This is a genomic window from Coleofasciculus sp. (genome assembly GCF_046565525.1).
Lineage (GTDB): Bacteria > Cyanobacteriota > Cyanobacteriia > Cyanobacteriales > Coleofasciculaceae > Coleofasciculus.
This window is the reverse complement of the sequence record NZ_JBKHUP010000001.1, coordinates 17,017-40,899: the sequence shown is the minus strand read 5'-3', so window position 1 is coordinate 40,899 and position 23,883 is coordinate 17,017. Positions and strand designations below refer to the sequence as shown.

The 23,883-nt window shown below is 44.6% G+C and carries 22 protein-coding genes and 1 pseudogene; 8 read left to right on the top strand and 15 right to left on the bottom strand.

The window, feature by feature from the left end:
• The first annotated feature begins 65 nt into the window (after positions 1-65).
• Positions 66-1,094 carry a hypothetical protein gene (locus tag ACLGGO_RS00185; protein WP_446339558.1) on the top strand — a complete coding sequence of 343 codons (1,029 nt, stop codon included), beginning with the start codon at positions 66-68 and terminating at the stop codon, positions 1,092-1,094.
• A gap of 34 nt (positions 1,095-1,128) precedes the next feature.
• Here the strand turns inward: ACLGGO_RS00185 and ACLGGO_RS00180 are convergent, their stop codons facing one another.
• Positions 1,129-1,254 carry a hypothetical protein gene (locus ACLGGO_RS00180; protein WP_446417838.1) on the bottom strand — a complete coding sequence of 42 codons (126 nt, stop codon included), beginning with the start codon at positions 1,252-1,254 and terminating at the stop codon, positions 1,129-1,131.
• A gap of 195 nt (positions 1,255-1,449) precedes the next feature.
• Here ACLGGO_RS00180 and ACLGGO_RS00175 point away from each other — a divergent pair, with 195 nt between their 5' ends.
• The gene (locus ACLGGO_RS00175) at positions 1,450-2,814 is read left to right on the top strand and encodes an NAD-dependent succinate-semialdehyde dehydrogenase (RefSeq protein ID WP_446417837.1); all 1,365 of its coding nucleotides are present in this window, start codon (positions 1,450-1,452) and stop codon (positions 2,812-2,814) included.
• 232 nt (positions 2,815-3,046) lie between these two features.
• Positions 3,047-4,693: an acetolactate synthase large subunit gene (locus ACLGGO_RS00170; protein ID WP_446339560.1), complete on the top strand. Its 1,647-nt coding sequence runs from the start codon at positions 3,047-3,049 to the stop codon at positions 4,691-4,693.
• Between the two features lie 288 nt (positions 4,694-4,981).
• Here ACLGGO_RS00170 and ACLGGO_RS00165 read toward each other — a convergent pair whose 3' ends face one another.
• The 7 genes from ACLGGO_RS00165 to ACLGGO_RS00135 all read right to left on the bottom strand — a co-directional run bounded on the left by ACLGGO_RS00165 (position 4,982) and on the right by ACLGGO_RS00135 (position 10,829).
• A complete protein-coding gene (locus ACLGGO_RS00165; RefSeq protein ID WP_446417836.1) occupies positions 4,982-5,215 on the bottom strand; it encodes an addiction module protein in 234 nt (77 codons plus the stop codon).
• A gap of 365 nt (positions 5,216-5,580) precedes the next feature.
• Positions 5,581-7,107 carry a mCpol domain-containing protein gene (locus ACLGGO_RS00160; protein ID WP_446417835.1) on the bottom strand — a complete coding sequence of 509 codons (1,527 nt, stop codon included), beginning with the start codon at positions 7,105-7,107 and terminating at the stop codon, positions 5,581-5,583.
• Between the two features lie 277 nt (positions 7,108-7,384).
• Complete coding sequence (locus ACLGGO_RS00155; protein ID WP_446417834.1) at positions 7,385-7,588, bottom strand: hypothetical protein; 204 nt, start codon at positions 7,586-7,588, stop codon at positions 7,385-7,387.
• A gap of 1 nt (position 7,589) precedes the next feature.
• Positions 7,590-8,228, bottom strand: a complete 639-nt coding sequence (locus ACLGGO_RS00150; RefSeq protein ID WP_446417833.1) for a hypothetical protein — start codon at positions 8,226-8,228, stop codon at positions 7,590-7,592.
• Between the two features lie 132 nt (positions 8,229-8,360).
• Positions 8,361-8,696 (bottom strand): XisI protein, encoded by a 336-nt coding sequence (locus tag ACLGGO_RS00145; RefSeq protein WP_446417832.1) that lies wholly within the window; start codon positions 8,694-8,696, stop codon positions 8,361-8,363.
• 146 nt (positions 8,697-8,842) lie between these two features.
• Positions 8,843-9,472, bottom strand: a complete 630-nt coding sequence (locus tag ACLGGO_RS00140) for a TIGR02646 family protein (RefSeq protein ID WP_446417831.1) — start codon at positions 9,470-9,472, stop codon at positions 8,843-8,845.
• Positions 9,459-10,829, bottom strand: coding sequence for an AAA family ATPase (locus ACLGGO_RS00135; RefSeq protein WP_446417830.1), 1,371 nt, complete (start codon positions 10,827-10,829; stop codon positions 9,459-9,461). Before ACLGGO_RS00135 ends, ACLGGO_RS00140 begins: the two co-directional genes overlap by 14 nt.
• A 350-nt stretch (positions 10,830-11,179) precedes the next feature.
• On the opposite strand from ACLGGO_RS00135, the gene ACLGGO_RS00130 reads away from it, so the two are divergent.
• Both ACLGGO_RS00130 and ACLGGO_RS00125 read left to right on the top strand, forming a co-directional pair.
• On the top strand, positions 11,180-11,455 hold the full coding sequence (locus tag ACLGGO_RS00130; protein WP_446339566.1) for a DUF4212 domain-containing protein: 276 nt from the start codon (positions 11,180-11,182) through the stop codon (positions 11,453-11,455).
• 2 nt (positions 11,456-11,457) lie between these two features.
• On the top strand, positions 11,458-13,149 hold the full coding sequence (locus tag ACLGGO_RS00125; protein WP_446417829.1) for a sodium:solute symporter family protein: 1,692 nt from the start codon (positions 11,458-11,460) through the stop codon (positions 13,147-13,149).
• A gap of 27 nt (positions 13,150-13,176) precedes the next feature.
• Here the strand turns inward: ACLGGO_RS00125 and ACLGGO_RS00120 are convergent, their stop codons facing one another.
• A complete protein-coding gene (locus tag ACLGGO_RS00120; protein ID WP_446417828.1) occupies positions 13,177-14,520 on the bottom strand; it encodes a CmpA/NrtA family ABC transporter substrate-binding protein in 1,344 nt (447 codons plus the stop codon).
• Positions 14,521-14,852: 332 nt separating this feature from the next.
• Here ACLGGO_RS00120 and ACLGGO_RS00115 point away from each other — a divergent pair, with 332 nt between their 5' ends.
• Positions 14,853-16,070, top strand: a complete 1,218-nt coding sequence (locus tag ACLGGO_RS00115; RefSeq protein WP_446337861.1) for an RNA-guided endonuclease InsQ/TnpB family protein — start codon at positions 14,853-14,855, stop codon at positions 16,068-16,070.
• Between the two features lie 45 nt (positions 16,071-16,115).
• On the opposite strand, the gene ACLGGO_RS00110 is transcribed toward ACLGGO_RS00115, so the two are convergent.
• Positions 16,116-16,865 carry a gamma-glutamyl-gamma-aminobutyrate hydrolase family protein gene (locus ACLGGO_RS00110; protein ID WP_446417827.1) on the bottom strand — a complete coding sequence of 250 codons (750 nt, stop codon included), beginning with the start codon at positions 16,863-16,865 and terminating at the stop codon, positions 16,116-16,118.
• A 57-nt stretch (positions 16,866-16,922) separates the two neighbouring features.
• Between ACLGGO_RS00110 and ACLGGO_RS00105 the strand changes: the two are divergent.
• Positions 16,923-17,195, top strand: a pseudogene (locus tag ACLGGO_RS00105) (formyltransferase family protein); the annotation flags it as partial.
• 241 nt (positions 17,196-17,436) lie between these two features.
• On the opposite strand, the gene ACLGGO_RS00100 reads toward ACLGGO_RS00105, so the two are convergent.
• Entirely contained in the window at positions 17,437-17,562 is a 126-nt protein-coding gene (locus ACLGGO_RS00100) for a hypothetical protein (protein ID WP_446417826.1), read from the bottom strand.
• 194 nt (positions 17,563-17,756) lie between these two features.
• Here ACLGGO_RS00100 and ACLGGO_RS00095 point away from each other — a divergent pair, with 194 nt between their 5' ends.
• Positions 17,757-18,692: an NAD-dependent epimerase/dehydratase family protein gene (locus ACLGGO_RS00095; RefSeq protein WP_446417825.1), complete on the top strand. Its 936-nt coding sequence runs from the start codon at positions 17,757-17,759 to the stop codon at positions 18,690-18,692.
• Here ACLGGO_RS00095 and pgsA read toward each other — a convergent pair.
• The 4 genes from pgsA to iscB all read right to left on the bottom strand — a co-directional run bounded on the left by pgsA (position 18,638) and on the right by iscB (position 23,766).
• Positions 18,638-19,195: a CDP-diacylglycerol--glycerol-3-phosphate 3-phosphatidyltransferase gene (pgsA, locus tag ACLGGO_RS00090; RefSeq protein ID WP_446339573.1), complete on the bottom strand. Its 558-nt coding sequence runs from the start codon at positions 19,193-19,195 to the stop codon at positions 18,638-18,640. The genes ACLGGO_RS00095 and pgsA overlap by 55 nt on opposite strands.
• A 272-nt stretch (positions 19,196-19,467) precedes the next feature.
• A complete protein-coding gene (locus ACLGGO_RS00085) occupies positions 19,468-20,154 on the bottom strand; it encodes a sugar transferase (protein WP_446339574.1) in 687 nt (228 codons plus the stop codon).
• Positions 20,155-20,594: 440 nt separating this feature from the next.
• Positions 20,595-22,397 (bottom strand): hypothetical protein, encoded by a 1,803-nt coding sequence (locus ACLGGO_RS00080; RefSeq protein WP_446417824.1) that lies wholly within the window; start codon positions 22,395-22,397, stop codon positions 20,595-20,597.
• Positions 22,398-22,515: 118 nt separating this feature from the next.
• Positions 22,516-23,766, bottom strand: a complete 1,251-nt coding sequence (gene iscB, locus ACLGGO_RS00075; protein WP_446417823.1) for an RNA-guided endonuclease IscB — start codon at positions 23,764-23,766, stop codon at positions 22,516-22,518.
• Between the last annotated feature and the right edge of the window lie 117 nt (positions 23,767-23,883).

Genomic DNA, 23,883 nt, shown 5'->3' with positions numbered 1-23,883 from the left:
ACTTTTAACTTTACGGCTACCGCAATTTTGCAGACTACATCGACGTTCTAGACAAGGGGTGTGTCATGAGTACCAAGGATAAGCTAGGCAATTTTCAACCGTCACAGACGGCGAAGGTGGCTACCATACAAAATCTATCCAAACTATGGGCAAAAAAATATGTCCAAAAACATAGTATTACCGAAAAAACGTGGCAGTCGAATTCACCAGGATTACGAGCCATTACAGCTCAGCGGTTACTTGATTCCTTGCGAACGGTAATGATTCAATCTTGGATAAAAACCGAAGATTTACTCTGCCAAGAAATCAAACGACAAGGCATTAACTATCGCTTAATTGACCCTTGGCAAATTACTAAAGATACTTACTTGATCTATGAGAAAGTATTGCTCGCTTATGCAGATCAAGTCACCCCCGAACGTTTATGTTTATTTTTATCATCAGAGTTAGGTCGCCTGCGACACAATTACACAGCAATTGACCCCAGGGTGATTGCGTTTGTTAGTCTACAGTTTCACTATAGTGGTCAGTTTCTCCTGAAATCACTATCACCTCAGGAGCAAGCTACGGTGAGTGTTTATTTTCAGGTGATTGATGATTGTCTGTATATGCCATTACAACGTCTATACAAAGCCGCCGCGAACTATGAACATCAATCATTAGCGTTGGTTTTGCTACGGCAGATTTTACCCGATCAAGCGTTAATTTCTCAGCAAATTGCCACCCGAATTATCGATTTACATCCGAATTATCATTGTTATAGTGGTAGATTGGCAAACCCTAGCGTGAAATCTGCCAGTATTCGGGATGTGGAACTATTCCAAGTTTACTTGTGGCTTTGTGTTTTGGAAAAGAGTATTGCGCCCATCCAAGAAGAATTATTTCCCTTGTGTGTCATGCTCTATCCATCTTTAAATGTGGGTTGGGAATTAGTCCGGCACATGATTCATCTGTTAGGGCTAGAATTTAGCAAACGTCTTTCTCGGCAGCAAATCCAAATCATTTTACCCTATCTTCAAGTGTTATGGGAAATGTTTTCTCCTGAGGTATTTCCCGAACGTTTGCCCATTGAAGCGTTAGAAAATTCTGCGTAGTCGTCATTTGTCATATTTTATTGAGTCACCTACCTTAAGCCCTAAGTACCTCAACCCCCAACGGACCCACTTGACTGCACCCGTTATTTCCAGCACCATCGGCGCGATCGCGAAACTGAATCTGTGGGCTAAAACTAAGAGACAGTGGAGGTTTGGGCATTCCGTTGGGCAGAGGAGACGCCTTGATCAGCGGAGGTCAATCAAAATTCTTTGACGAAAAACCCCTGTCAACCGTCTCCATCTGCTAAAATGTAAAGCAATGTAAAGGTATTGTCTTTTACCAGACAGCATCGCAGTAGACTTGAGAGTGAAAAAGCTAACTCCATCTCAAGTAATGGAGTCGAAGAGGAAGGCTATGGGGATCGCCACAATTAACCCAGCAACGGGAGAAACGCTCAAAACCTTTGAGCCACTAAGTCATGAGTCGATAGAAGCCAAGCTCACCCTGGCACAACAGGTGTTTGAGTCTTACCGGAAAACGCCAATGGCGCAACGGGCTAAATGGCTGAATGCGGCGGCGGAGATTCTGGAACGGGATAAGGTCAAGTTCGGTAAACTGATGACCTTAGAAATGGGCAAAACCATCAAAAGCGCGATCGCAGAGGTGGAAAAATGTGCCTTGGTTTGCCGTTACTACGCCGAAAACGCCGCGAAGTTTTTGGCAGATGAGCATATTACCACGGATGCCAGCCAGAGTTTTGTCCGCTATCAGCCCTTAGGTATCATTCTAGCGGTAATGCCGTGGAATTTTCCCTTCTGGCAAGTCTTTCGTTTTGCCGCCCCCGCGTTAATGGCGGGGAATGTCGGTGTCTTGAAACATGCCTCAAATGTGCCACAATGCGCCTTAGCGATTGAGGATATTATAAAGGAAGCGGGTTTTCCGGAAGGGGCATTCCAAACCTTATTAATTGGTGCCAATCAAGTCGAAGCCATTGTCAGTGATCCTCGGATCAAAGCCGCCACCTTAACCGGGAGTGAACCCGCAGGGGCGTCTTTAGCCGCCACCGCTGGGAAACACCTGAAGAAAACCGTGCTAGAACTCGGCGGAAGTGATCCATTTATTGTCCTCGAAAGCGCCGACTTAGACGCCGCCGTTTCCACCGCCGTTACCGCCCGGATGATCAATAATGGTCAATCCTGTATCGCCGCTAAACGCTTCATTGTAGCCGATGCGATCGCAGATGAGTTTGAAAAGCGTTTGGTTGAAAAATTTAAAGCCCTAAATGTGGGCGATCCCATGGAGGAGACAACCAATATTGGACCTTTGGCAACGCCCAGCATTCTCCAAGAATTAGACCAACTGGTACAAACTTGTATAGCCCGGGGAGCCAAGGTGCTGATTGGTGGTAAACCTTTAGATCGCCCAGGTCATTTTTATGCCCCCACCATCTTGGCGGATTTCCCCCCAGGAACCCCCGCCGATAACGAAGAATTTTTTGGTCCGGTGGCGTTATTGTTTAGAATTCCTGACATTAACGCGGCAATTGCTAAAGCGAATGCAATTCCCTTTGGCTTAGGGGCGAGTGCGTGGACAGCAGATGAAACCGAAGCCCAACAACTCATTGAGGAGATTGAAGCCGGGGCTGTCTTTATCAACGGATTAGTTAAATCTGACCCCCGCTTACCCTTTGGCGGGATTAAGCGTTCCGGCTATGGACGGGAATTAGGAGTGCAAGGAATTCACGAATTTGTCAACATCAAAACAGTTTGGGTGAAATAGTTAATAACTATGGACGGAAGACAGTAGTAGAAGCTATTGTTAAAAAAACAGAATTTTAACAATAGGATTTTAATCCTTAGCCTTGAATCTTTACCGGGGATAGCTAACAGCCAGTCCTAGCTTTAGCCCCCCTCTAACTTGTTCTGCTTGAATTTCAGCAGGCATCAATGGCGACGAAATAGGACATCGGACAAACCATCAGATAACCAATGAATCTTGAGGGAAAACTGAGATGGGTGAAATGAATACAGCGGACATGCTAGTCAAATGCCTCGAAAATGAAGGCGTCGAATACGTTTTTGGATTGCCTGGGGAGGAGAACTTGCATGTGCTAGAAGCACTCAAGCACTCTTCCATTCAATTCATTACCACCCGCCATGAACAAGGAGCAGCCTTTATGGCGGACTTGTACGGACGGTTAACGGGGAAGGCGGGCGTCTGCCTTTCTACTTTAGGACCAGGGGCAACCAATTTGATGACTGGGGTAGCTGACGCCAACCTAGATGGCGCCCCGCTGGTGGCGATTACGGGACAGGTGGGAACCGATCGCATGCATATTGAATCCCACCAATACTTGGATTTGGTGGCAATGTTTGCCCCCGTAACCAAGTGGAATACGCAAATTGTCCGTCCGAGTAATACCTCGGAAATTGTGCGGAAGGCATTTAAACTGGCTCAAAGTGAGAAACCGGGCGCAGTTCACATTGATCTGCCGGAAAATATTGCCGCCATGCCGGTTACAGGTGAACCCTTGGCTAAAGATGAACGGGAGAAAACCTATGCCTCATTCCGGAGTATCGGCAAAGCAGCCGTTGCCATCTCCAAGGCAAAAAATCCCCTAATCTTAGTGGGTAATGGGGCAATTCGCGCCAATGCGGCGCAAGCCCTGACAGAATTTTCCACCCGGATGAATATCCCGGTGATCAATAGTTTTATGGGCAAAGGTGTGATTCCCTATACCCATCCTCTCGCCCTATGGACAGTCGGATTACAACAGCGCGATCACGTTAACTGCGCTTTTGATCAGACAGATTTAGTGATTGTGGTGGGTTACGATTTAATTGAATATTCGCCGAAGAAATGGAATCCAGACGGCAAGATTCCGATTATTCACATTGGTGCTAGCCACGCTGAAATTGATAGCAGCTATATTCCTTTGGTGGAAGTGGTTGGGGATATTTCCGATTCGCTCAATGAAATTATGAAACAGGCGGATCGGGAAGGCAAGGCGATACCCCATGCGGTGGAATTACGCTCTGATATTCGGGCGGATTATGAACAGTATGCCAATGATGAGGGGTTTCCGATTAAGCCGCAAAAACTCATCTATGACTTACGTCAGGTGATGGGACCCGAAGATATCGTTATTTCCGATGTCGGTGCCCATAAAATGTGGATGGCACGCCATTACCACTGCGATCGCCCCAACACTTGTATTATCTCCAATGGTTTTGCGGCGATGGGGATTGCTATGCCGGGTGCGATCGCGGCAAAATTAGTCCATCCTGATCGCAATGTTGTCGCGGTGACCGGTGATGGCGGTTTTATGATGAATTGTCAGGAACTAGAAACCGCCCTGCGAGTCGGTACCAATTTTGTCACTTTGATTTTTAATGATGGTGGCTATGGGTTGATTGAGTGGAAACAAAACAATCAATTTGGCGACTCAGCATTTATTAAATTTGGCAATCCCGATTTTGTCAAGTTTGCCGAAAGTATGGGGTTAAAAGGCTATCGGGTGAATTCAGTGGCGGAGTTTATTCCCACCCTGGAAGAAGCTTTAAGGCAAGATGTGCCGACGGTTATTGATTGCCCTGTAGACTATGGCGAAAATCTCCGCTTTAGTCAAAAAGCTGGGGATTTGAGTTGCAAAATGTAGCTCATAAAACTGGCGTTTTCGACAGTCAAGACTGACGCACAAACGCCACCTATCGTAGGGGCACGGCAATGCCGTGCCCCTACAGGTATAGCTTGGATAAGGGAGTCCGAAAGATGACGAATTAAATGCGTTACCGCTGTAATACCTTCCGCTCTGATGTTTGTTGCGGCATTACCATCTCTGTTTAACCTAACTTTTCACGGGAAGTCTAGAAACCTGGGTCGGGGCGGGTTTAGCCACATCCCTTGTGCAACCAAAAAGATAGTCGTGAAACCCGCCCCTACACACTTAAGACGCTTTGGCTTCTGTTGAATTGCTTATTCGCTCCTTAGCTGCTTCCCATGAACTACCTGAGCCAGGATTCTGCAAATAGGTAGCCTTTCTCTTGGTTAGCTCTTCTTTTTGCCAATCAAGCACAGGAATTTGCTCTGGAATTTGGGCAATGCTGTCCCATAAATCTTCCAGCAGTTGTAGTTTTTCCGAGAGGGTTAACTCAAACATTTGAGTGAACTCTGTGTTCATGCTGACCATCGCAATTGGTGTCTTGCTTCAAGTTTATCACCGATAACGATATTGCTTCCTCCTCTGCTATTAAGCCTGCTGAATCTACCGCAGCTCAACAAACTTGATAGCATCCATATCCCTGGCACCAGAAAGAATGGTAAGGTATCATAAAACATCGACCCCTTCATAAATCTGATCCGAATCAGACGTATGGCATGTTCTCTAGCTCGACAAGGTAGGGCAGATTTCACAACAATTTGGGCAAATCAGCTTCACCCCAAATTCCCCTATAGCTTATGTTGGATACATAGCAGTCTAACGGCAAAATGCAGCGGCGGCAGATAACCTTGAACTAAGCACCAGCATGTCCGCTGCCGGAAGTATTAGCCTGCGGTTGAACCTGAACTACGAGCTTCTTCAGAATCTTTCAAAGCTATGCCCATAACATTATCTCCACCTTTTGCTTTAGATAGACGCATCGCCAACGCAACTTCAGGTAACGTTTTACCGTATCCTATAGTACCCGTTAATCCAGTTTTATCTTTATAAATTCTTTGAAGCTCATTAAGCAGACTCACTTGATAACGTCCTTTAAAGAGGATATTGTCACCTTCAGCAAAAAGCACACTGTTATGATCCTTTGTCTCTTTGTAGATCAACTTTTTTAATTCACTAATTGCGCCATGTACTATTTTGCTTCGCTGTCTTACTTCATCCTCACTCGATTGACTAAATGCCATGTCTAGGTAGTCACCAGTAGAATCACCGTCGAAGCCGAAGTAAAAAACTGTTTGCTCTTCCTCAATGGGAGCTTCGAGAATTTTAATATCTACAAGTTTACCATTTTGATCTAGAAAAGCACTCAGCGTTTTCGTCGTAAATTGCAGAAACGCAAATGCTAGTTGGGAGGATAAACGAGATTGAATAGCTGTTAATTCTTTTGAATAACCATTTTCGGAGGAAGGATGAGCAATATCATTCCTAATTGAAGTAATTAATCTAGTCAGGTACTCTAAGGTTTCAGTATTAACAAAGTATTTAGGATTTTTAGAAAAAATGTTTCTTACTTCAGTTAACTTCTGACCAAGTGTTTTATTTTCCAAATCAGCATTGTTTACGATGGTTAGGATAATATTTGCTACCTCTTCAATGCCCGCAGAAGAAGCAAAAATGGAGTGGCGATAACTATAAGATTCTTTAGTAACTTCTCCGATTAAACGAGAATTAATTCCAGACAACAGTGACTCTCGCAAATGTTCAAGATCAAGTCCGGTAGGTAATAAGCTTGTCAAACTATCTACAAGCTCATCAATAATTGACCGATGACGTAAAACCTCTGTATAATTTAATTTTCCAAAGGTGTCAAACTCTCTTATGGGAGGGAACTTACGATATTCTATGCTTACACCTTCTTGCACTAACTCATGATAAAAAAGACCAGCTTGCTTCTTTCTAATAGCTGGATCATCAGAAAACTCTATTTCTAGAGAATAAATGTTTTCTATATCAAGTACATAAGCAAAAACAGCAAGAATAGACTTGAGAGATGAAATGCCACTTGTCAAATCGATATAGTTCTGTGCATTATCAAGTGGGTTAACAATCGTTCGTAATTGCTCTACAAGATCTCTAAACCTATCAACGTTAGAATCTTCTATTTTCGCTACATGATGCACTAAGCTAGTTGAAGAAATTTCATAATGCTTTAGAGCTTCTTGCCAAGCTGCTGAAACTGTAAGAGCCTGCAATGACTGTTCAGTGTGAAAAACATGCACTTGGCGGAAGGTTAAGGCACTATCTTGTGTATCACTTCGAGCTTGTAAAGTGGCTCTAACGATAGCGTTTATCATCGCAGGCACGTTTTTATTGCCTGCTAGAATCAGCTTGAAGGATTTTTGGTAAACGTTCATCTTTACGTTGTTGACTCTCTTTATTAAATCCCAACAGCTTCAAAAACAGCAACATCAGCAACCTTACCAAAGAGTGGAAAGTACCGTCCTAGCCGAGATTACACGCACACTCACTATATATTTAATGTCAAAGTCAAATCTGCTGGATAACATCCTAGTTTTAAGGGATTAAACAAAAACTTTACAAGCTAAGTCTGGTATCTTGAGTGTTATCCGTCACTTTTGCTGGATACTATCCCCTAACTCGATCTTATCCAAGATTAACCTATGTCGCTACCTACCACTCCGATGCAGCTTCGCCGCTTGCTGGGGACGGAGCCTTCGCTGAGCAAGCCAAGGCAGAGTATTGGAACGAGTGCGATCGCCCCTCGCTGTAGGTTGGGTTGAGTCTGTCAAGTCCTTGCTTGTGAATCAGTCGGTAACGTGAAACCAACCATGACTCGATTGGGCGATCGCTCACCCAGAATCTTTTCTGAGGCAATTCATGAATTGTCCCTACACCCAGATGTTATTGCCTCTAATTCCAGTTCGCATTGCCTAAACACATAATTCAGTGCTGCAAAAAGTTGTTCAAGATTATATATCGTATAGGCTACAAAATTCTTGGTAAAACGGTTGTTTTGGAGTTTGCCAAACTGCCAAAGCTGACCATTGGATACGATTCCGTATATCGTCTGCTGTTCAGAGTGGTCATTCATCTTCTGAATCGCCACCATTTCAGCTAAACATTGACCCCATCCTTTAGTAAAATCATCCCGTTTAGCTTCAACCGCGACAAAAAACGGCTGCTCAAATATTTCTTTTCCTAGTGGCGATCGCTTAGCGATGATATAGTCAGGGACACCGGATAATTTTTCATTATAAATTAGTGACTTGTGGCTCCACAAGGTAAACTTATCTCGATAAAGCCGATAAAGCTCTTTTAGGACTGGAAAAATAATCGTTTCACAAATCGCATATTCTGACTCCTCGAAGGTTAATTCTTTCATGCAAAATTCTAAATCTTCTCTAAAGGATTCTCGAATATCAATTTTGTTTTCGATAATATAGTTTGTTTCTGAGGCAGTAATTTCATACTCTTTTAGGACTTCTCCAAGATTTTTGTAGGATTCAAAAGACACAATAACAGATTACCTCTTTGACTTTAAATTGGTATTAAGTAGATGGACAAAATTCAAGTATCCTTGTCGGGTTTCATCCTTCAAACCAACCGACAAGATCGGGCGATCGCATATTGGGTGCATGGGCATTATTCAAGCAGCACCATACTCTGTATACTGCCGTTTGTAAGGAGGCTGTAAACCCAACACAATATCTTCTCTGGGAACACCCATTTTAACCAAATCCTCAGCAGGATTCTGGTCTGTCAGATTCTGCTGAAGCCAAATTTTTCCGTCTTTGATATCAAAATGGACAATACAACGATAAACCCGGTTAAGCTGTTGCCATCCCACATTCATCCATTGGTAATGATCCCGCTCCGTGTCTAAGATAAGTTGCACTTCGACTTCATCATCCGAAACATCATCCTTGGCGTACTGGCTCAGTAACGTTTGAACGTACTCCCGATATTGAGCTACCTTGTCCATTCCACTATCACCTCATTAACTGGATCATACACAATTATCAAGACCTGATACCGTTGTACCGCAGTTTGAGTGCATTCGTATTGAAAAAACGTGTCAGCTTTTGGTTGTGCTTCCGAACTGATTCATAACCATTTAAAGAGTTGCTTTCAAGATTGAAGCCAACTTCGCAAGATATTAATTACCACTGGAGTAAAAGGTTCCATCTGACCCTGTTGGGGTTGTGATATCTCATCGATTAACATCTCTAACAGTTCTTCATCCTCTAAGCCTTCATCGGGGTCTATGCTGTTTGTCCATAATAAGGCATTAGACAATTGCTTGCGTTTTTCGATCAGGGCACGGTTATTTTTTTCGTGATCTCCCAAGTTTAAGACTTGAATCGTGACGATTGCCCGCTCGCTTAACCCTTCTACCCGACCACTAATTTTAAAACGAAATTCTGTTTCACATTCTGTCATCAGGGGAGTTAGGGGTAGGGGTTGTGATTTATGGGAATTACCACATTGATTAGAGGTATTACAACTGGCGACAATATTTGAAAATTCAATTGTGCGTCTAGGATTTAGGTTTTGAGCTTCTACATGCTCATTGTGGCAAGCCTCAATATCTTGGATTCGCTGACAGCAATAGGCACAAAGGTAGAACTGTTCTGATAGAGCATATTGCCGAATAGTTCGGCGAATATCTTCAGTTAACTGGTTGTAGCGTCCGTGAGGGTTTGCTTGTTTCCAATCTGTAAAACTGGAGGGTTCAGTCCCTTTACTAATGGTTCGCATGACGCAATTCTTGTTTACGGAGCAGTAATTTTGCTTTGATCAATTCCAGATGATTGGCGGGTAGTTCCTCAGTTAATTTGGCAAGTAGTTGTTGAGCCTCGGTTAGCTTTGAATCTTGTATAGCATCCAGCAGATCGTTCAGTTCAGTATTAATTTTCTCATTACGGATACTGGTATCCATAACATCTAATAAGACAGTATTAGCATCTTGCCCATACTGAGAAGGCAATTGTCGCAATTCACCATTGGTTAAGGTGTAAACTAAAACATTTTTACAGTCGCTGATCACCAGAGGTGAATGGGTAGTCAGCACAAACTGGCAATTTGGGAAAGTTTCCATTAGGCGATCGCACAGACTGCGTTGCCAAGAGGGATGCAGGTGCAAATCGACTTCATCAATCAAGACGATACCGTCACCTGCTAGAGGATTCTCCAAAGCAGGGTTCAGCATCGCTAAACGGCGAGCAATATCACCAACCAGAGCCATGAGCGATTTTTCGCCTTGTGAAAGTTGGGCTACATTCAGAGTTTCACCATTTTTATCAATCGCCATGTAGAGACGGGGTTTACGATGGACTCTCAGGTTGTCCATCTGGGGCATAAATCGGCGAATGGCGGTGCGAACTGCGGTTAATTGCCGATCTTTGGCTGAGGCATTGAATTCGTTTAACCGTTGCCATGCATCTTGATTAGTTTTAAATAATGGTTTCAGTTCGTTCAGCAAATCTTCAGAAATTCCTGATTCATTTTCAGTATCTTCCCGTTCCCGAAACCACTCAAAAAAGCGGCGAAAGTCAACGCCCTGACTTAGGGAGTTATCGTAACCATCAAGTTGCAAGAAAGTATGCTTATTCCTAATTTTTAGGGGAATATCAAGTACGACGCGCTCGACGGGATAAAACGCAATGATGGGAAGGCTAGTTTTGTCATCACGGGTAAGAGCATCACGATAACGATTGGCTAAGCGGGTGCATTCGTTGAGATGGCTAGTGTACTGGGCTTTACGTCCTTTTCTGCTTTTTGCTAAAGTCCACTTGAAGTGATGCTCGAACTCGCTTTGATCAGGATTGTCTGATGCCCCAGAAGAATCACAAATGTCTATTTCAATACTGGCGGCGTTGGCGGTGTTGAGTATGACATCTTCGGGAATAGGGTTACCACTACCTTTTTCTGTACGCAAACGAGCAGTAAACCAACTCAGGGAGGTTGCTAAGGCTTTCAACACAGAGGTTTTACCAGCCCCGTTATTACCAACAAAGACGGTGATATTGCTGGGATTTTGCTCAGTGGGTGCTAAGGGAATTTCCAGGTTTTCAAATAGCCCAATATTATTTAAGATAACCCGTTGGATTTCCATAGCGGTAAAGTTCAAACCTCAGAGGTTTTCGACATTGACAACAGTACCTCAAACGGCACTTGAAGGCACTTACCCCTATTATGGTCTCAAAACAGTTGCACGTACAGACCACTCACAACTCTTTTGTCAAGCCATTTTCTCATGTTTTACCCCAACCGTGATTACGCTTACCGGCGCTCTAGTGCAAGAAGGCAGAAATAACTGAACGGCTAATATCTCCCCCAGCTTCCTCAGCTCCCCCAGCTTAATCGTATCTACGAAGTTGCTCAAGTATTTCCAAGGGCGCTGCACTAGGTATCCTCGTAGTGCTATAGTACCCGTGCCCCTTGGATGAGGGAATCCAAAAAATAATGACGAATAACCGAAATAGAGAATACTGGCGAGCGAATAAAGCCCTGATTCGTAATCTGCTGATTGTCTGGGCATTGGTTTCGATTGTCCTGAGTATTCTGCTGGTGCAACCCTTGAACCAGATTAATCTGGGTGGCGTTCCTTTGGGATTCTGGATGGCGCAACAAGGCTCAATTTATGTCTTTGTGATGTTAATTTTTATCTACGCCATTCAAATGGATAAATTAGAACAGAAATACCGCCATCATAAACCCAGAAATGATAACGAGGAGTAATTATGTCAGTTGAAGCTTGGACAACCGTATTGGTAATACTTTCTTTTATTGTCTATGTCTATATTGGTTGGCATTCGCGGGTAAAAGATACTAAAGGTTTTTTTGTCGCCTCTCAGGGTGTCCCCTCTATCGCCAACGGTGCAGCTACAGCCGCCGATTGGATGTCAGCGGCGTCGTTTATTTCCATGGCGGGGTTGATTTCATTTCTGGGGTATGACGGTTCTATCTATCTGATGGGATGGACGGGGGGATATGTCTTGCTCGCCCTACTGCTAGCACCCTATTTACGGAAGTTTGGTAAATATACTGTACCCGATTTTGTTGGCGATCGCTACTATTCCCGTACAGCACGTTTGGTGGCGGTGGTGGCGGCAATTTTCGTCTCTCTCACCTATGTGGCGGGACAAATGCGGGGAGTGGGAATTGTCTTCAGTCGTTTCTTACAGGTGGATATTAATACAGGCGTGATTATTGGGATGGTAATTGTCGCCTTTTTCGCCATCTTGGGGGGAATGAAGGGGATTACTTGGACACAAGTAGCACAATACTGTGTCTTAATTATCGCCTATCTAATTCCCGCGATCGCGATCTCTGTGTTGCTGACAAATAATCCAATTCCTCAATTAGGATTTACGTTCAGTGATATTATGGAACGCCTGAATGGAATTCAAGTGGATTTAGGGTTTGCGGAATATACCCAACCCTTTACCAATAAATCCATGTTGGATGTCCTATTTATTACCATCGCCCTGATGGTGGGAACCGCCGGATTACCTCATGTTATTGTCCGATTCTATACGGTTCCTAATGTGCGTGCGGCTCGATATTCCGCAGGTTGGGCATTACTGTTTATTGCGATTCTCTATACCACCGCGCCCGCTATTGCAGGATTTGCCCGATATAACTTGATTCAAACTTTACATAATAATACGATTGAAGAGGTGCGTCAACTGGATTGGGCAACCAAATGGGAAAACACGGGATTATTGGCGTTTAATGATAAGAATGGGGATGGAAAAATTCAATTAACTCCCGATACCGAGACAAACGAAATTACCATTGACCCAGATATTATTGTCCTCTCTACCCCCGAAGTCGCCCAACTTGCACCCTGGGTGATTGCCTTAGTGGCAGCCGGTGGATTAGCCGCCGCCCTATCAACGGCATCGGGGTTATTACTAGTGATTTCCAGTTCCGTGGCACATGATGTCTATTACCGCATTATCAACCCAGACGCATCAGAAGCCCAACGGTTATTAGTGGGTCGATTTATGGTGGGATTCGCTATTGTCATTGCCGGGTATTTTGGTACTAATCCCCCCGGTTTTGTGGCTCAAGTAGTCGCCTTTGCCTTTGGGTTAGCCGCCGCTAGTTTCTTCCCAGTGATTATCTTAGGCATATTTGATCAGCGGACTAACCGAGAAGGCGCGATCGCAGGTATGATTGTCGGGTTAGTTTTCACGACTATCTATATTATTGGCGTAAAATTTTACCAGATGCCAACCTGGTTTTTTTGCGTTTCCGCTGAAGGTATTGGCACAGTGGGAATGGTACTGAATTTTATCGTGACTTGGATTGTTTCTCGCCTTACCCCCGCACCACCTGAAGAGATACAACAGTTAGTGGAATCGTTGCGAACACCAGGGAATGAACCCCTAGCTTTAGCTGATATTGGCGAAGAGGAGTTAGATTAATCTTATTCCCAAAAATATCTTGCCCTCTTATGCCTGAATCTCAAAATTATTCAGATAAGCAATCGGATCACTCGGATCAAATTGGCGTTGATCAATAAAAACGGTGGCAGGTTCCACTTTCATCGGATCACTGGGTAGCTCAATCTTTAATGCCTTCGCCACATCTGTATAAATTTCTAACGGATAAATTTCCTCTAGGATTTCATCGGCATCCTTGGGATAATCTTGTTGTTCAATTTGACCCCAACGAATCATCTGAGTGAGTAACCAAATCCCATGAGAGCGCCAGGGATAGTTAACCGGATTCGGCTTCTCTGGATCATCGCTATTGTCACCATAAAACTGATAAAAATTAGGAATAGTTTCCAGGCGTTCCTGGTTATCAAAGCCACCATAATCATAGTTACCCAATAAAGCAGGTTCTATATATTCCTGATCCGTGTTCAGATACCTACTTTGGGCAAGAATTTGGGCAACTTCGCGGCGATTTTTGGCTTGCTCACAAAACTCACAGGCTTCTAGAATCGCCGCCACTAAAGCCCTAGCGGTTGCGGGATGTTCGTCTACCCAGGCTTGCATCGTGGCTAGCACATTTCCCGGATGTCCCGTCCAAATATTCTGAGAGACATTTGCGGTAAATCCATTTCCCTGCAAAACCGTCTGTTGGTTCCACGGTTCACTACTGCTGTAAGCATCCATCACCCCCGCTTGAATTTTATAGATCATTTGTGAGGGGGGAATCTCGATAAATTCAACCTCGCTTTCGGGATTAATTCCCATCGCGGCTAACCAATAGCGGCTAATGTAATAATCCATCGAAGCATTCGACTCGGTAGCAAAGATAGGCGGTTCCTCGAATTTGCGAACGTATTGGCGATAGGAATCGGCAAACTCCTGAAAGGTGAAATATTCAATCGCCGGTCGAATTCCAGCATCCCAGGCTTTGGGGGACAGGGTAATACTGCTGCCATGGAGATTGAGTACCATGAGGGCAACCATGGGGGCGGCTTCTGCTCCTAATTGTGCCATCATTGGCATTCCATATAAGGCTTGAGCTGCATCTAACTGGTAGTCGAGTAAACCATCCTGAATTTGATTCCAATTCTCTTGCTTACTCAGGCTAACGTTAAGTCCATAACGAGCAAAAAAGCCTAATTCTTGGGCGATAACCAGGGGCGCACTTTCGGTAATGGGAATAATCCCTAGGTTTAGGTAAGTTTTTTCGAGTTTGCCAAAGTCAACCGTTGAGGCGGATGAAGACTTAGAAGAGTTATTCCTTCCGGAGGTAGACAGATTCACCGAGTTACAAGCGGCAAAGGCTAACCCTGTACTTGCCAGACTGGTGTATTTGAGAAAATGGCGGCGCTTCATGTTTTTTTCCTCACCCAATAAATTATAGACTCTGACATTGAATCTACCGCGTTAGGGGGACAAGGAGATGGGGAAGCAGGGGAGCAATGTTCCAGACGTGCCATGGCACGTCTGGAAGCAGGGGGAGAGAAGACGGGCTTATCCGAGCAGTATTGCACCCTATCGAAACGTGGGGGTTTGGGGGAGCTATAGAACCCCATCCTCAGCGGAACGAAGTGGAGTAGGGTGGGGATGCCTTCACTCCCCCAAGTAAAAAGCTAGTACTCGATGTGCTAGCTTTTTACAAGCCCTGCATCCTATGTTAGAATGTGTGACATAGATTTGAAGTCACCATGCTAGTATTCGAGGCAAAACTACGGGGAACAAGCGAGCAGTACGCCATCTTGGATGAGATGATTCGTACTGCTCGTTTTGTGCGTAATTCCTGCCTCCGCTACTGGATGGATAACATTGGGGTTAACAGGTACGACCTCAACAAGTATTGCCGGGTGCTTAGAGAACAATTTGAATGGTGCAAAAAGCTCTCAGCTCAGGCTTGTCAGGCTAGCGCTGAAAGAGCATGGAGTGCCATTGCCAGATTCTTTGATAACTGCAACAAACAAGTTCCAGGCAAGAAAGGTTTTCCTAAATTTAAGAAACATCAAACCCATGGCTCAGTAGAGTACAAAGTTGATGGGTGGGTGTTATCGGACGATCGATTAACCATTACATTTAGGGACGGTTTCAAGGCTGGAGCTTTTAAAATGTGGGGAACTCGCGATTTGCATTTTTACCAAAAAGAGCAGATCAAGCGAGTTCGTGTTGTGCGTCGGGCTGATGGATATTATGTTCAGTTTTCCATCGAGAAGGTGCGAACCGAAAAGCACGAACCCACCAATCGAATGTTAGGGATAGATGTTGGTTTAAACCATTTCTACACTGACTCTGACGGCAACAAAGTAGAAAACCCAAGGTTTTTGAGGAAAGCTGAAAAAGCCTTAAAACGCGCACAAAAACGTGTTTCTCGTAGAACTAAGGGTTCCAAAAATCGCATCAAAGCCATTAAGAGGTTAGGTAGAACGCATCTCAAGGTATCAAGGCGGCGTAAAGACTTTGCAGTTAAGACGGCAAGGGCGCTTGTCCAGTCGGCAGACTTGGTAGCCATTGAAGACCTAAAAGTGCGGAATCTGGTGAAAAACCATCATTTAGCCAAATCAATATCTGACGCTAGTTGGACATTATTTAGGCAGTGGTTAGAGTATTTTGGGAAAGTGTTTGATGTGCCAGTGATTGCTGTCGCACCGCATTACACTTCTCAAAAGTGTTCTAACTGTGGACAAGAAGTTAAGAAAACCTTGTCTACGCGCACTCACAAATGTCCGCATTGCGGGTATGTTGACTGCCGTGACACGAATGCAGCCATCAACATTTTGATGAAAGCGTTACAAGGATTAGCACAACTACCGTCGGGCAGACGGAAAGTTACGCCTGGGGATGAGATGACCCGCTGCTTAGAAGAGGAAACTCCAAAAAGCAAGGTTGCTCGTAGAGCCAGGAAGACTCGTCAGTGATGATGGGAATCCCCACCCTCAGCTTTTAGCAGGGTGGGGAGGATGTCAACCACACCCCCAGCCTGTCGTCTGCAAATGAAAGCCATTAGGGTTCAATTCATTTTGACTTGCGGCTTGAATCAACGCCTGGAAAATCGAAAGGTGTCTGGAGTCGGAAGGGGAAAGTTCCGGATGCCATTGCAGCGCGATCGCAAAGGGATGCTGTTCGTGTTCTAATGCTTCAATTAAGCCATCTGTGGCTTTGGCGACAATCTGCCAACCGGGAGGTATGGTACGCACGCCTTGATGGTGCCAAGAGACAACAGTAAGTTCTTCCTCTCCCATGATTCGAGATAGTCGGCTATCGGGATAAATCTGCACCGTATGCTGACTTGGTTTCAGCATGTCCTCTCGATGGAGTATATCTTCCCCAAATTCCTCTGGCAGATGGGGGACTAAATCACCACCACTAGCCACCATCAGCACTTCTAAGCCGCGACAAATCCCCAAAATAGGCTTTTGTTTCGCCAATGCCAATTTTGCTAGCCCTAGTTCAGCGCGATCGCGTTCCGGATCAATACCATAAATTGTAGGATGAGGGGAACCGTTATACAACTCTGGGTCTACATCACCCCCACCTGTAAAAATTAACCCATCAATCCGGTTCAGCAAGACGACGAGATCAGATTGAACAGGCGGAAGCAGAACGGGTATCCCTCCAGCAGACTGGACTGCCTGAGTATAACCCGCCGGTGAATAAAAGTTTCCGGTTGGCTTGTAGTTAAAGGTGGTAATTCCAATGATTGGCGGTGTCATCGGTTTTGGGTTCATTAAGCAAAGCGTAGATAAGATTTATCTTGTTCAGCATATACAATATTTACTGAACAAATTGAATGGCAGTTAGACAATTTTAACTTACCACCGGAGTTGATTGACCCAGCATTTGCGGCAATCGCCCAACCGTTACAGGCAAAGTGGCAGCTTTATTTCTCGGATAGCCTGCCTCGAATTTCGATTTAAGCAAAACAGCTTGAATTACTACGTCACTATAATATTGATCTGGTGGTTTTGGCTAAGTATATGCAAATCCTTAGCCCGGAATTTATGGGACAATTTCCTCAAATTATCAATATTCACCTAAAATTCCCTGGAGTTCCTGTTGACTTTATCAGGTAAAAATAAGCATTTTTTGGCTATAAATAAAGGTTGTGTTACGGCTGCCAGCAACCGAACCGATGGATTATGATTATATTCTTTATCGTCAGGACATGATATCATTGGTAGTTCTTGAATCGTAGATATTACATCGAGTCTATCTGGCGTGCGATCGCAGGTTGTCCTGTGCCTCCTGTTGCTGAAGTATCTTGTGCATCAGTTGGTCGAGATTCTACCACTGTTCATAGCCATGGCAAATCGATCGCAGATAGTCGGTAAAATCGATAGAGTAGTCTTGAACAATGGCAATGCAGTACTGTAGACAATGCGATCGATCTTCAACGGGGTCGATCTTCAACGGGGACGATCAGATCACTAATTCTCTGATGGTGGTTTGGATCAGGACTTTTGGGTTGAGGAACTCCGGATAAAGGATGAAAAACCCGTAACTAAGGACATAAGACGAATGACATAAGAGGAATGACAAACGACGAATAACAAACGACAAATACTTGTAAAATTTCCATAGGGGATTAGACAGAAAGGATAATCATGCGAATTTTAATCATGGGTGGTACTCGCTTCATCGGAGTCTACTTAACCAAAATCTTGGTTGAACAAGGACATGAGGTGGTGCTGTTCAACCGGGGTAATAAACCCGCCCCTGTCGAAGGGGTAGAACAGATTCACGGAGATCGCAAAGACGCTACCCAACTCAAGGAAAAGCTGTCTGAACAAGCATTTGATGCCATCTTTGATAATAACGGGCGGGAACTCAGTGATACTCAACCCCTAGTCGAGATATTTAAAGACAAAGTACAGCATTTTGTCTATATGAGTTCAGCAGGGGTCTATTTACAATCTGACCAAATGCCCCATCTGGAAGGTGATCCCGTTGATCCCGAAAGCCGTCACAAAGGTAAACATGAGACGGAAGCTTACCTAGAAGCCCAAGGGATTCCCTTTACCGCAATTCGCCCAACTTATATCTATGGACCTCAAAACTACAACGACTTAGAAGCCTGGTTCTTTGACCGTATCGTTCACGATCGCCCCATCCTTATCCCTAATAGTGGTCTATTTATCACACAACTAGGACATTGTAAAGACTTAGCCCGTGCCATGTCTCTGGTACTAGGAAACCAGCAAGCCATTGGACAAATTTACAATGTATCCGGCGATCGCTATGTAACCTTTGACGGCTTGGCAAACGCCTGTATTGTCGCAGCGGGAAAATCCCCCGAGGATTTCGATCTCTTACATTACAATCCCAAAAAATTTGATTTTGGCAAGCGCAAAGGGTTCCCCCTGCGGACACAACACTTTTTTGCGGATGTCCATAAAGCCAAGACTCAACTCAACTGGGAACCGGAATATGACTTGATATCAGGGCTTAAGGATTCGTTCCAAAACGATTACTTAGCATCCCAGCGTCACGAAGCTGAGGTAGATTTCTCTTTAGATGACCAACTACTAGCCGCGAGTTGAGGCAAGATGTAAATTCCGCCAGAAATTAGGGTGAGGACAACGGATAGCCAAAATAGGACAAGGGATGGCATTTCCCACACTGGCGGAAGTGGTGCAATTAACAGGGCAACTGCCGTAATTTGACTTACGGTTTTGAGTTTGCCCCAAATATTTGCGCCACTAATTTCCTGGGTCAAATTGGGGTTAACTCGCCAACCCGCGATCGCTAATTCCCTTAATAAAATCACAAACACGCCCCAGGCGGGAACTTGACCCAATTCGATCAAGGCTAAAAGGGGGGCTAAGATTAATAATTTATCAACTAACGGATCAAGAAATTTTCCTAAATCCGTAACTTGATCCAGCTTCCGCGCCAGATAGCCATCTAACCAGTCGGTACTTGCAGCAATCAGAAAGATTGCCAAACAAATCCAGCGTGTCTGATCTGTGGGATCATGCAGTCCGTATAGAATAAAGGGCAACCCAAGTAATCGAGAAAATGTAATCCATGTGGGTAGTGTCATCTGAGTTTTGAATTATGACTTATGAATAAGGGCGGGTTTTTTTGCTTAGTTATTAGTAACTATCACCTACGATAGGCTTATGAATTATGATTTTTTGTAGTTGCCCTATCTTCGCTTATAGCACAATTCGTGCAACTACGAACATTATTTTTTAGTTTAATCGAGCTAGGATTAGAAAAATTTAATTGCTGGACGTTCTTTAAGGATTAAGGATTGACAAATGATCGGTAATTTTTTCGGTAATAGTAATTTACATGGAGATCCACCTTGGCTTAATACGCTCCTTGCTTCTTCAAGACTACAGCGATAGTTTTCACGATGAGCTGAAAGTCATAGCCAACAGACCACTTGCGCTGATAAGCCAGATCCATAGACACAATATCTTCAAAATCGATAACACTAGAGCGACCATGAACTTGCCATTCTCCAGTCATTCCTGGCTTAGTTCTCAATCGTTTCCAATGATGTTGCTGGTAGTTTTGTACCTCATTTAGGGTGGGCGGACGAGTGCCAACTAAGCTCATCTCACCTTTGAGGACGTTCCAAAATTGAGGCAATTCATCCAAGCTGGTGCGCCGTAAAAAACGACCCACACGAGTGATGCGAGGATCGTTTGTATTTTTAAAGATATGACCTTTTGCCTGATTTTCCACCAAATGTTGCATGCGATCAGCGCCTACAACCATTGAACGAAATTTCAAGATGCGAAAGGGTTTACCTTTTAGACCGCAACGAACTTGACGATAGAAGATAGGACCTGGATTGTCAATTTGGATGGCGATCACAATGGGTATGGCGAGAATGGCTGTCATGATCAAGCCAACCAAGGCTCCCAGAATATCAATAAGCCGTTTAATTGGAGAGGTCGCCGACCGATGCGCCACACGTAACCGAGGGAAAGTTTGGAGAACAAGAGGATCACCCGACCAGGGTGTGGAACAGTTGGATGTAGTAAACATGTTGTCAGTTCAATTGTATTACAAGTTGTAAGTTAGTTAGCCTAATTATTATGTTCTATAGTATTGGTATTTTTGCTAAAAAAATATAGTCCTTTTGATACACTTCACCAAATCTTTACAATTGGAGTCTTCTTTTATGAAGATATTATGAAGATATTATAAGGATGATGGATTGGGATGAAGGAAGATTGCGGAATCTAACTATCTCTGATCAAACCCGAAAGTGAGCTGTAATACAGTTGCTATTACTTTAGATTTAGACATCTATCTAAAGAGATATATTATCTTATAAGCTATAGCTAATCTAAATGATTTGTGAAAACGGATGAGACCCAAAAGCTTAGCCAGTAAGGGTTGCTATTTCACAACTGATGCTATTTCACAACTGATTTAGACGCACAATACAAGGCGGGTAAGAAAAATCTTCCTACCGATAGCCTTTATTTATGCCAATGATTACAATTAATGATTAAAGGCTCATCAAAGGTTTGAGACAGACTCGATACAAGGAGTTTCAGGTACTGACGCAGACGTTCATGTTGCTGGAAATTGGCACGATAAAGCCGATCGCCTACGGTTGAAAATAGTTTGGCGTCAGCTAGATCACCATAAGAGTTTTGGGGAGAAGTTGCAGAGAACCCCTGTAGGCGATCGCTCACTGGGAGCAACCCTGACGGTAACTGACCGTCCAAAAACCCTAGCAAACGCTCATAACAAGCGACTGTGTTGAGACCTTGACGTTCTAAGCGTTGCTTAATCTCTGCCACAGTGTAATCCCGAATCGCTGATTCCTTCTCTGTCGGGGGGAACGCCTTAAGTAATTCCTGTAGTAGAAAGTAGTCACTATACTGCTGCTGGAAACGATTAAAGACATGGGGATACAGGGGGAACTTGGCTAGTCCAGTGGCTACCCACGTCTGGGGGAGTCCAGTGTCTGGGATGAGTTTAGCGTTAGGCAGTTTGTGCTGGAGCCACTCCTTAACCTTTTTTAACTTAGCGCTTCCGCCTGTACAGATGGCTTGTCCGATAGCCTGTTGGGATTGTCCTGCTTGAATTAGCAGCTTGTTAACCTGTTGGTTGAGTTGTTCAATAAACGGTGTGATCACAGCAGTGTTGAAGTCTTTTTGCTGCACCGTCCATTGAAACGTACCCAATTCCAGGGTAAATTCGGCTTTGTGTGGCAAAATCAGCTTCAAGTATTCAGCCGCTTTCAGTAGCGCCTGTCCTAACGCCGAATGCTGTAACTCGAATAAAGCGCGATCGCGTCTTTTGGGGTCAGGTTGACCGGGTAAGGGTCGTTCTAAATCCTGGCTGAGAGCCAGTTGTGCTAATTGCGCCTCAGACATCTGAGGGTAGAGTAGCTGCCAAACGATATCTTGATCAATAGCCTGACCTGCATAAGACCAACTCTGAAGCTGAAAGTCGGTATAGGTTAATTGGCTCAGATTGTAAGGCAAATCCACTAATGCCAATTCCGTGGTGGTTGCGCCAATATCGATCACCAGAGTCCAGCCACGTCCAGGAGTGGAGGATTGAGGGGTTAAGGGGGGATAGAGGGGTTCAGATGTAGGAAAAGCGGCTAACAGGGACGCGATCGCATCTTCTAAGAAAACAATTTGTTGAGATTCCTTGACTAACTTGGCAGCCAATACTGCTTCCCGGACATTAATCTGGTAGGTATCGCCCCAATCGGCTGGATAACTGACAATGACACCTTCGAGTTGTGCCAAAGCTTCTGCCAGTACCTGTGATTCTAGATCCATTGCCCCTACCTGCAATGGTGTCTTGGTGCGAACAGTTTCTGGGGTTAAAGTTGCCAACATTGCCTGCAAGGATCGTCGCACCCAGTATAGAGGAACCTGTCCATCTGGTAACCGTAACATCGGCTCCCACTGACGACGTTCTGGGCAATAGTAAGGAATTGCCAATGGCAAATAGGGTTTAACCATGGACACTCTTATTCCCAGTGCTTTTGCCCAGGTAGACACTGAAGCAGCAACACCGACTGATGGAGCTGTTTTTGGAGCCGATGGCTGACTACTATATGTTTGTGTGGGTAAACGAAACAGGCGATCGCTCCCATGAAGATTGGCGGTTGATGATTCCTGTTGCCAATAGAGAGGGTAGTGCTGACCTGTTTTTTGGTTCAACACAACCGCCGACAGACCTGTGGTGCCGAAGTCAATTCCCAAGTACCAGAGAGGATTACTCCTATCCACTAACGAATTTGATGGTGAAGCCATTCAACTAAATTGCTCGACCCTCCCTTGAAATTAAAGATTATCTGCTTCACGAGTATCACTGTTACTCTGATCCCTATCTTGTTCGCGGTTCTCCAGTTGGCTGAAAATCCTTGTAAACCTAGGCATAACTATACCCATCCTTTCTGTGCATAGGTTTAACCTCGTCAGGTTTACAGTAGCAACGTTTACCATTCACGCGAACCTCGATGCGTTTCTCGTTTTGAACCACAACGCGACCAACAACTCCGTCAAGGGTTCGAGCAATATCACCTGTTTTCCACCGTGTTTTGTGCGATTGGCGCGGCTTGGAGCAGGGGAAGCCGAATTTATCCATCCGACATAGTCGGCGAGTACCATATCCCGTTGCTTTGACTCGCAGAATCTTTTGAGTCAAGATATGAAGCGTTTCTGTTATGCCAACACAGGCAGCGTCCAGCCAATGTGTCTTGGGAAGCCCTAACCGAGTACGGTTGTACTTAGTTTGTCCGCCTGTCCCGGTGGTTACAGGAAGCCCAGTCCGAGATAACGTCTCGAACAGTTTCCCGCGCGTTGCGTTAACCGCCGCAGCATCTTTGAGAGGTGATGAAGCCTGTTTGAGAATACGAGAAACCAAGTCAGGTTTACCTTTAAGGAAGTCCCGAATATCCTTTGTTCCCTTTTTTATGTTGCACTTTTCACAGGCCAAACATAGGTTGGAAATACGGTCTGTTCCACCCTTCGCTCGTGCCAGAATATGCTCAATCTGCAACGGAACATCTTCTTTCGAGCAATAGGTACACTTGCGTCCCCATTTCTCTAGAAGGTACTCACGGACTTCGTAGCCCGCAAGAGTTCCTTGCTGATACTCTGCGCCAGAAATCTCCGGGTTTTCCATTTGCTGAGTATCGAATCGAACTAATTCCTGCCTGATTTGAGTAATTGGAGCAAACTTCATGAGTCGCTTTGCCCAAGTCTCAGTTGTTAGAACACGGTGCAGCAGAGAAGGTGCTAACCAACCTAAAGGTCGTCTACGGTTGAGAAACCGAGCTTTGCGGTATCGAGTATTGCGCTGTCTCCGTCCTCTGCGAACAGCTTTGCGATTTAACAGAGAGTCCTTAATCTGCTGCCCTCGATGTTCTAGTTCCATACCCCAAATCACCTCATCCCGGTTGCTCACAAGTGAAATTCCGGTTGTTTTGGAACCTGGGTCAATCTTAAGCGTGAGTGGATAGGTGACAATATTCTCTACCACTCGATTCATGATCAGCGTGAATGGGTAACGACGGAAGACCGCGGCAATGCAAGCTTCCATCAGTTTCCGAGCGTGAGCTGGATGGATAGGATTCATCGGTTGTTTGTTGGCATCGATTAGAAAAACGTAGTTTGACATAATTGGTCGGTTTGACCAGTCCTTAAGTAATGTGTGCTTCGGGGAGGTTAGAGTCTGGCTTGTTCGGGTTGAAACACTTGCTCTATAAACCTTTCGAGCATTCCTTAATCTCAACCG

Bases quoted from the DNA above. Each gene is read 5' to 3' on its own strand.
- ACLGGO_RS00185 (WP_446339558.1), top strand. From the start codon at position 66: ATGAGTACCAAGGATAAGCTAGGCAATTTTCAACCGTCACAGACGGCG.
- ACLGGO_RS00180 (WP_446417838.1), bottom strand. From the start codon at position 1,254: ATGCCCAAACCTCCACTGTCTCTTAGTTTTAGCCCACAGATTCAGTTT.
- ACLGGO_RS00175 (WP_446417837.1), top strand. From the start codon at position 1,450: ATGGGGATCGCCACAATTAACCCAGCAACGGGAGAAACGCTCAAAACC.
- ACLGGO_RS00170 (WP_446339560.1), top strand. From the start codon at position 3,047: ATGGGTGAAATGAATACAGCGGACATGCTAGTCAAATGCCTCGAAAAT.
- ACLGGO_RS00165 (WP_446417836.1), bottom strand. From the start codon at position 5,215: ATGAACACAGAGTTCACTCAAATGTTTGAGTTAACCCTCTCGGAAAAA.
- ACLGGO_RS00160 (WP_446417835.1), bottom strand. From the start codon at position 7,107: ATGAACGTTTACCAAAAATCCTTCAAGCTGATTCTAGCAGGCAATAAA.
- ACLGGO_RS00145 (WP_446417832.1), bottom strand. From the start codon at position 8,696: ATGGACAAGGTAGCTCAATATCGGGAGTACGTTCAAACGTTACTGAGC.
- ACLGGO_RS00140 (WP_446417831.1), bottom strand. From the start codon at position 9,472: ATGCGAACCATTAGTAAAGGGACTGAACCCTCCAGTTTTACAGATTGG.
- ACLGGO_RS00135 (WP_446417830.1), bottom strand. From the start codon at position 10,829: ATGGAAATCCAACGGGTTATCTTAAATAATATTGGGCTATTTGAAAAC.
- ACLGGO_RS00130 (WP_446339566.1), top strand. From the start codon at position 11,180: ATGACGAATAACCGAAATAGAGAATACTGGCGAGCGAATAAAGCCCTG.
- ACLGGO_RS00125 (WP_446417829.1), top strand. From the start codon at position 11,458: ATGTCAGTTGAAGCTTGGACAACCGTATTGGTAATACTTTCTTTTATT.
- ACLGGO_RS00120 (WP_446417828.1), bottom strand. From the start codon at position 14,520: ATGAAGCGCCGCCATTTTCTCAAATACACCAGTCTGGCAAGTACAGGG.
- ACLGGO_RS00115 (WP_446337861.1), top strand. From the start codon at position 14,853: ATGCTAGTATTCGAGGCAAAACTACGGGGAACAAGCGAGCAGTACGCC.
- ACLGGO_RS00110 (WP_446417827.1), bottom strand. From the start codon at position 16,865: ATGACACCGCCAATCATTGGAATTACCACCTTTAACTACAAGCCAACC.
- ACLGGO_RS00095 (WP_446417825.1), top strand. From the start codon at position 17,757: ATGCGAATTTTAATCATGGGTGGTACTCGCTTCATCGGAGTCTACTTA.
- pgsA (WP_446339573.1), bottom strand. From the start codon at position 19,195: ATGACACTACCCACATGGATTACATTTTCTCGATTACTTGGGTTGCCC.
- ACLGGO_RS00085 (WP_446339574.1), bottom strand. From the start codon at position 20,154: ATGTTTACTACATCCAACTGTTCCACACCCTGGTCGGGTGATCCTCTT.
- ACLGGO_RS00080 (WP_446417824.1), bottom strand. From the start codon at position 22,397: ATGGCTTCACCATCAAATTCGTTAGTGGATAGGAGTAATCCTCTCTGG.
- iscB (WP_446417823.1), bottom strand. From the start codon at position 23,766: ATGTCAAACTACGTTTTTCTAATCGATGCCAACAAACAACCGATGAAT.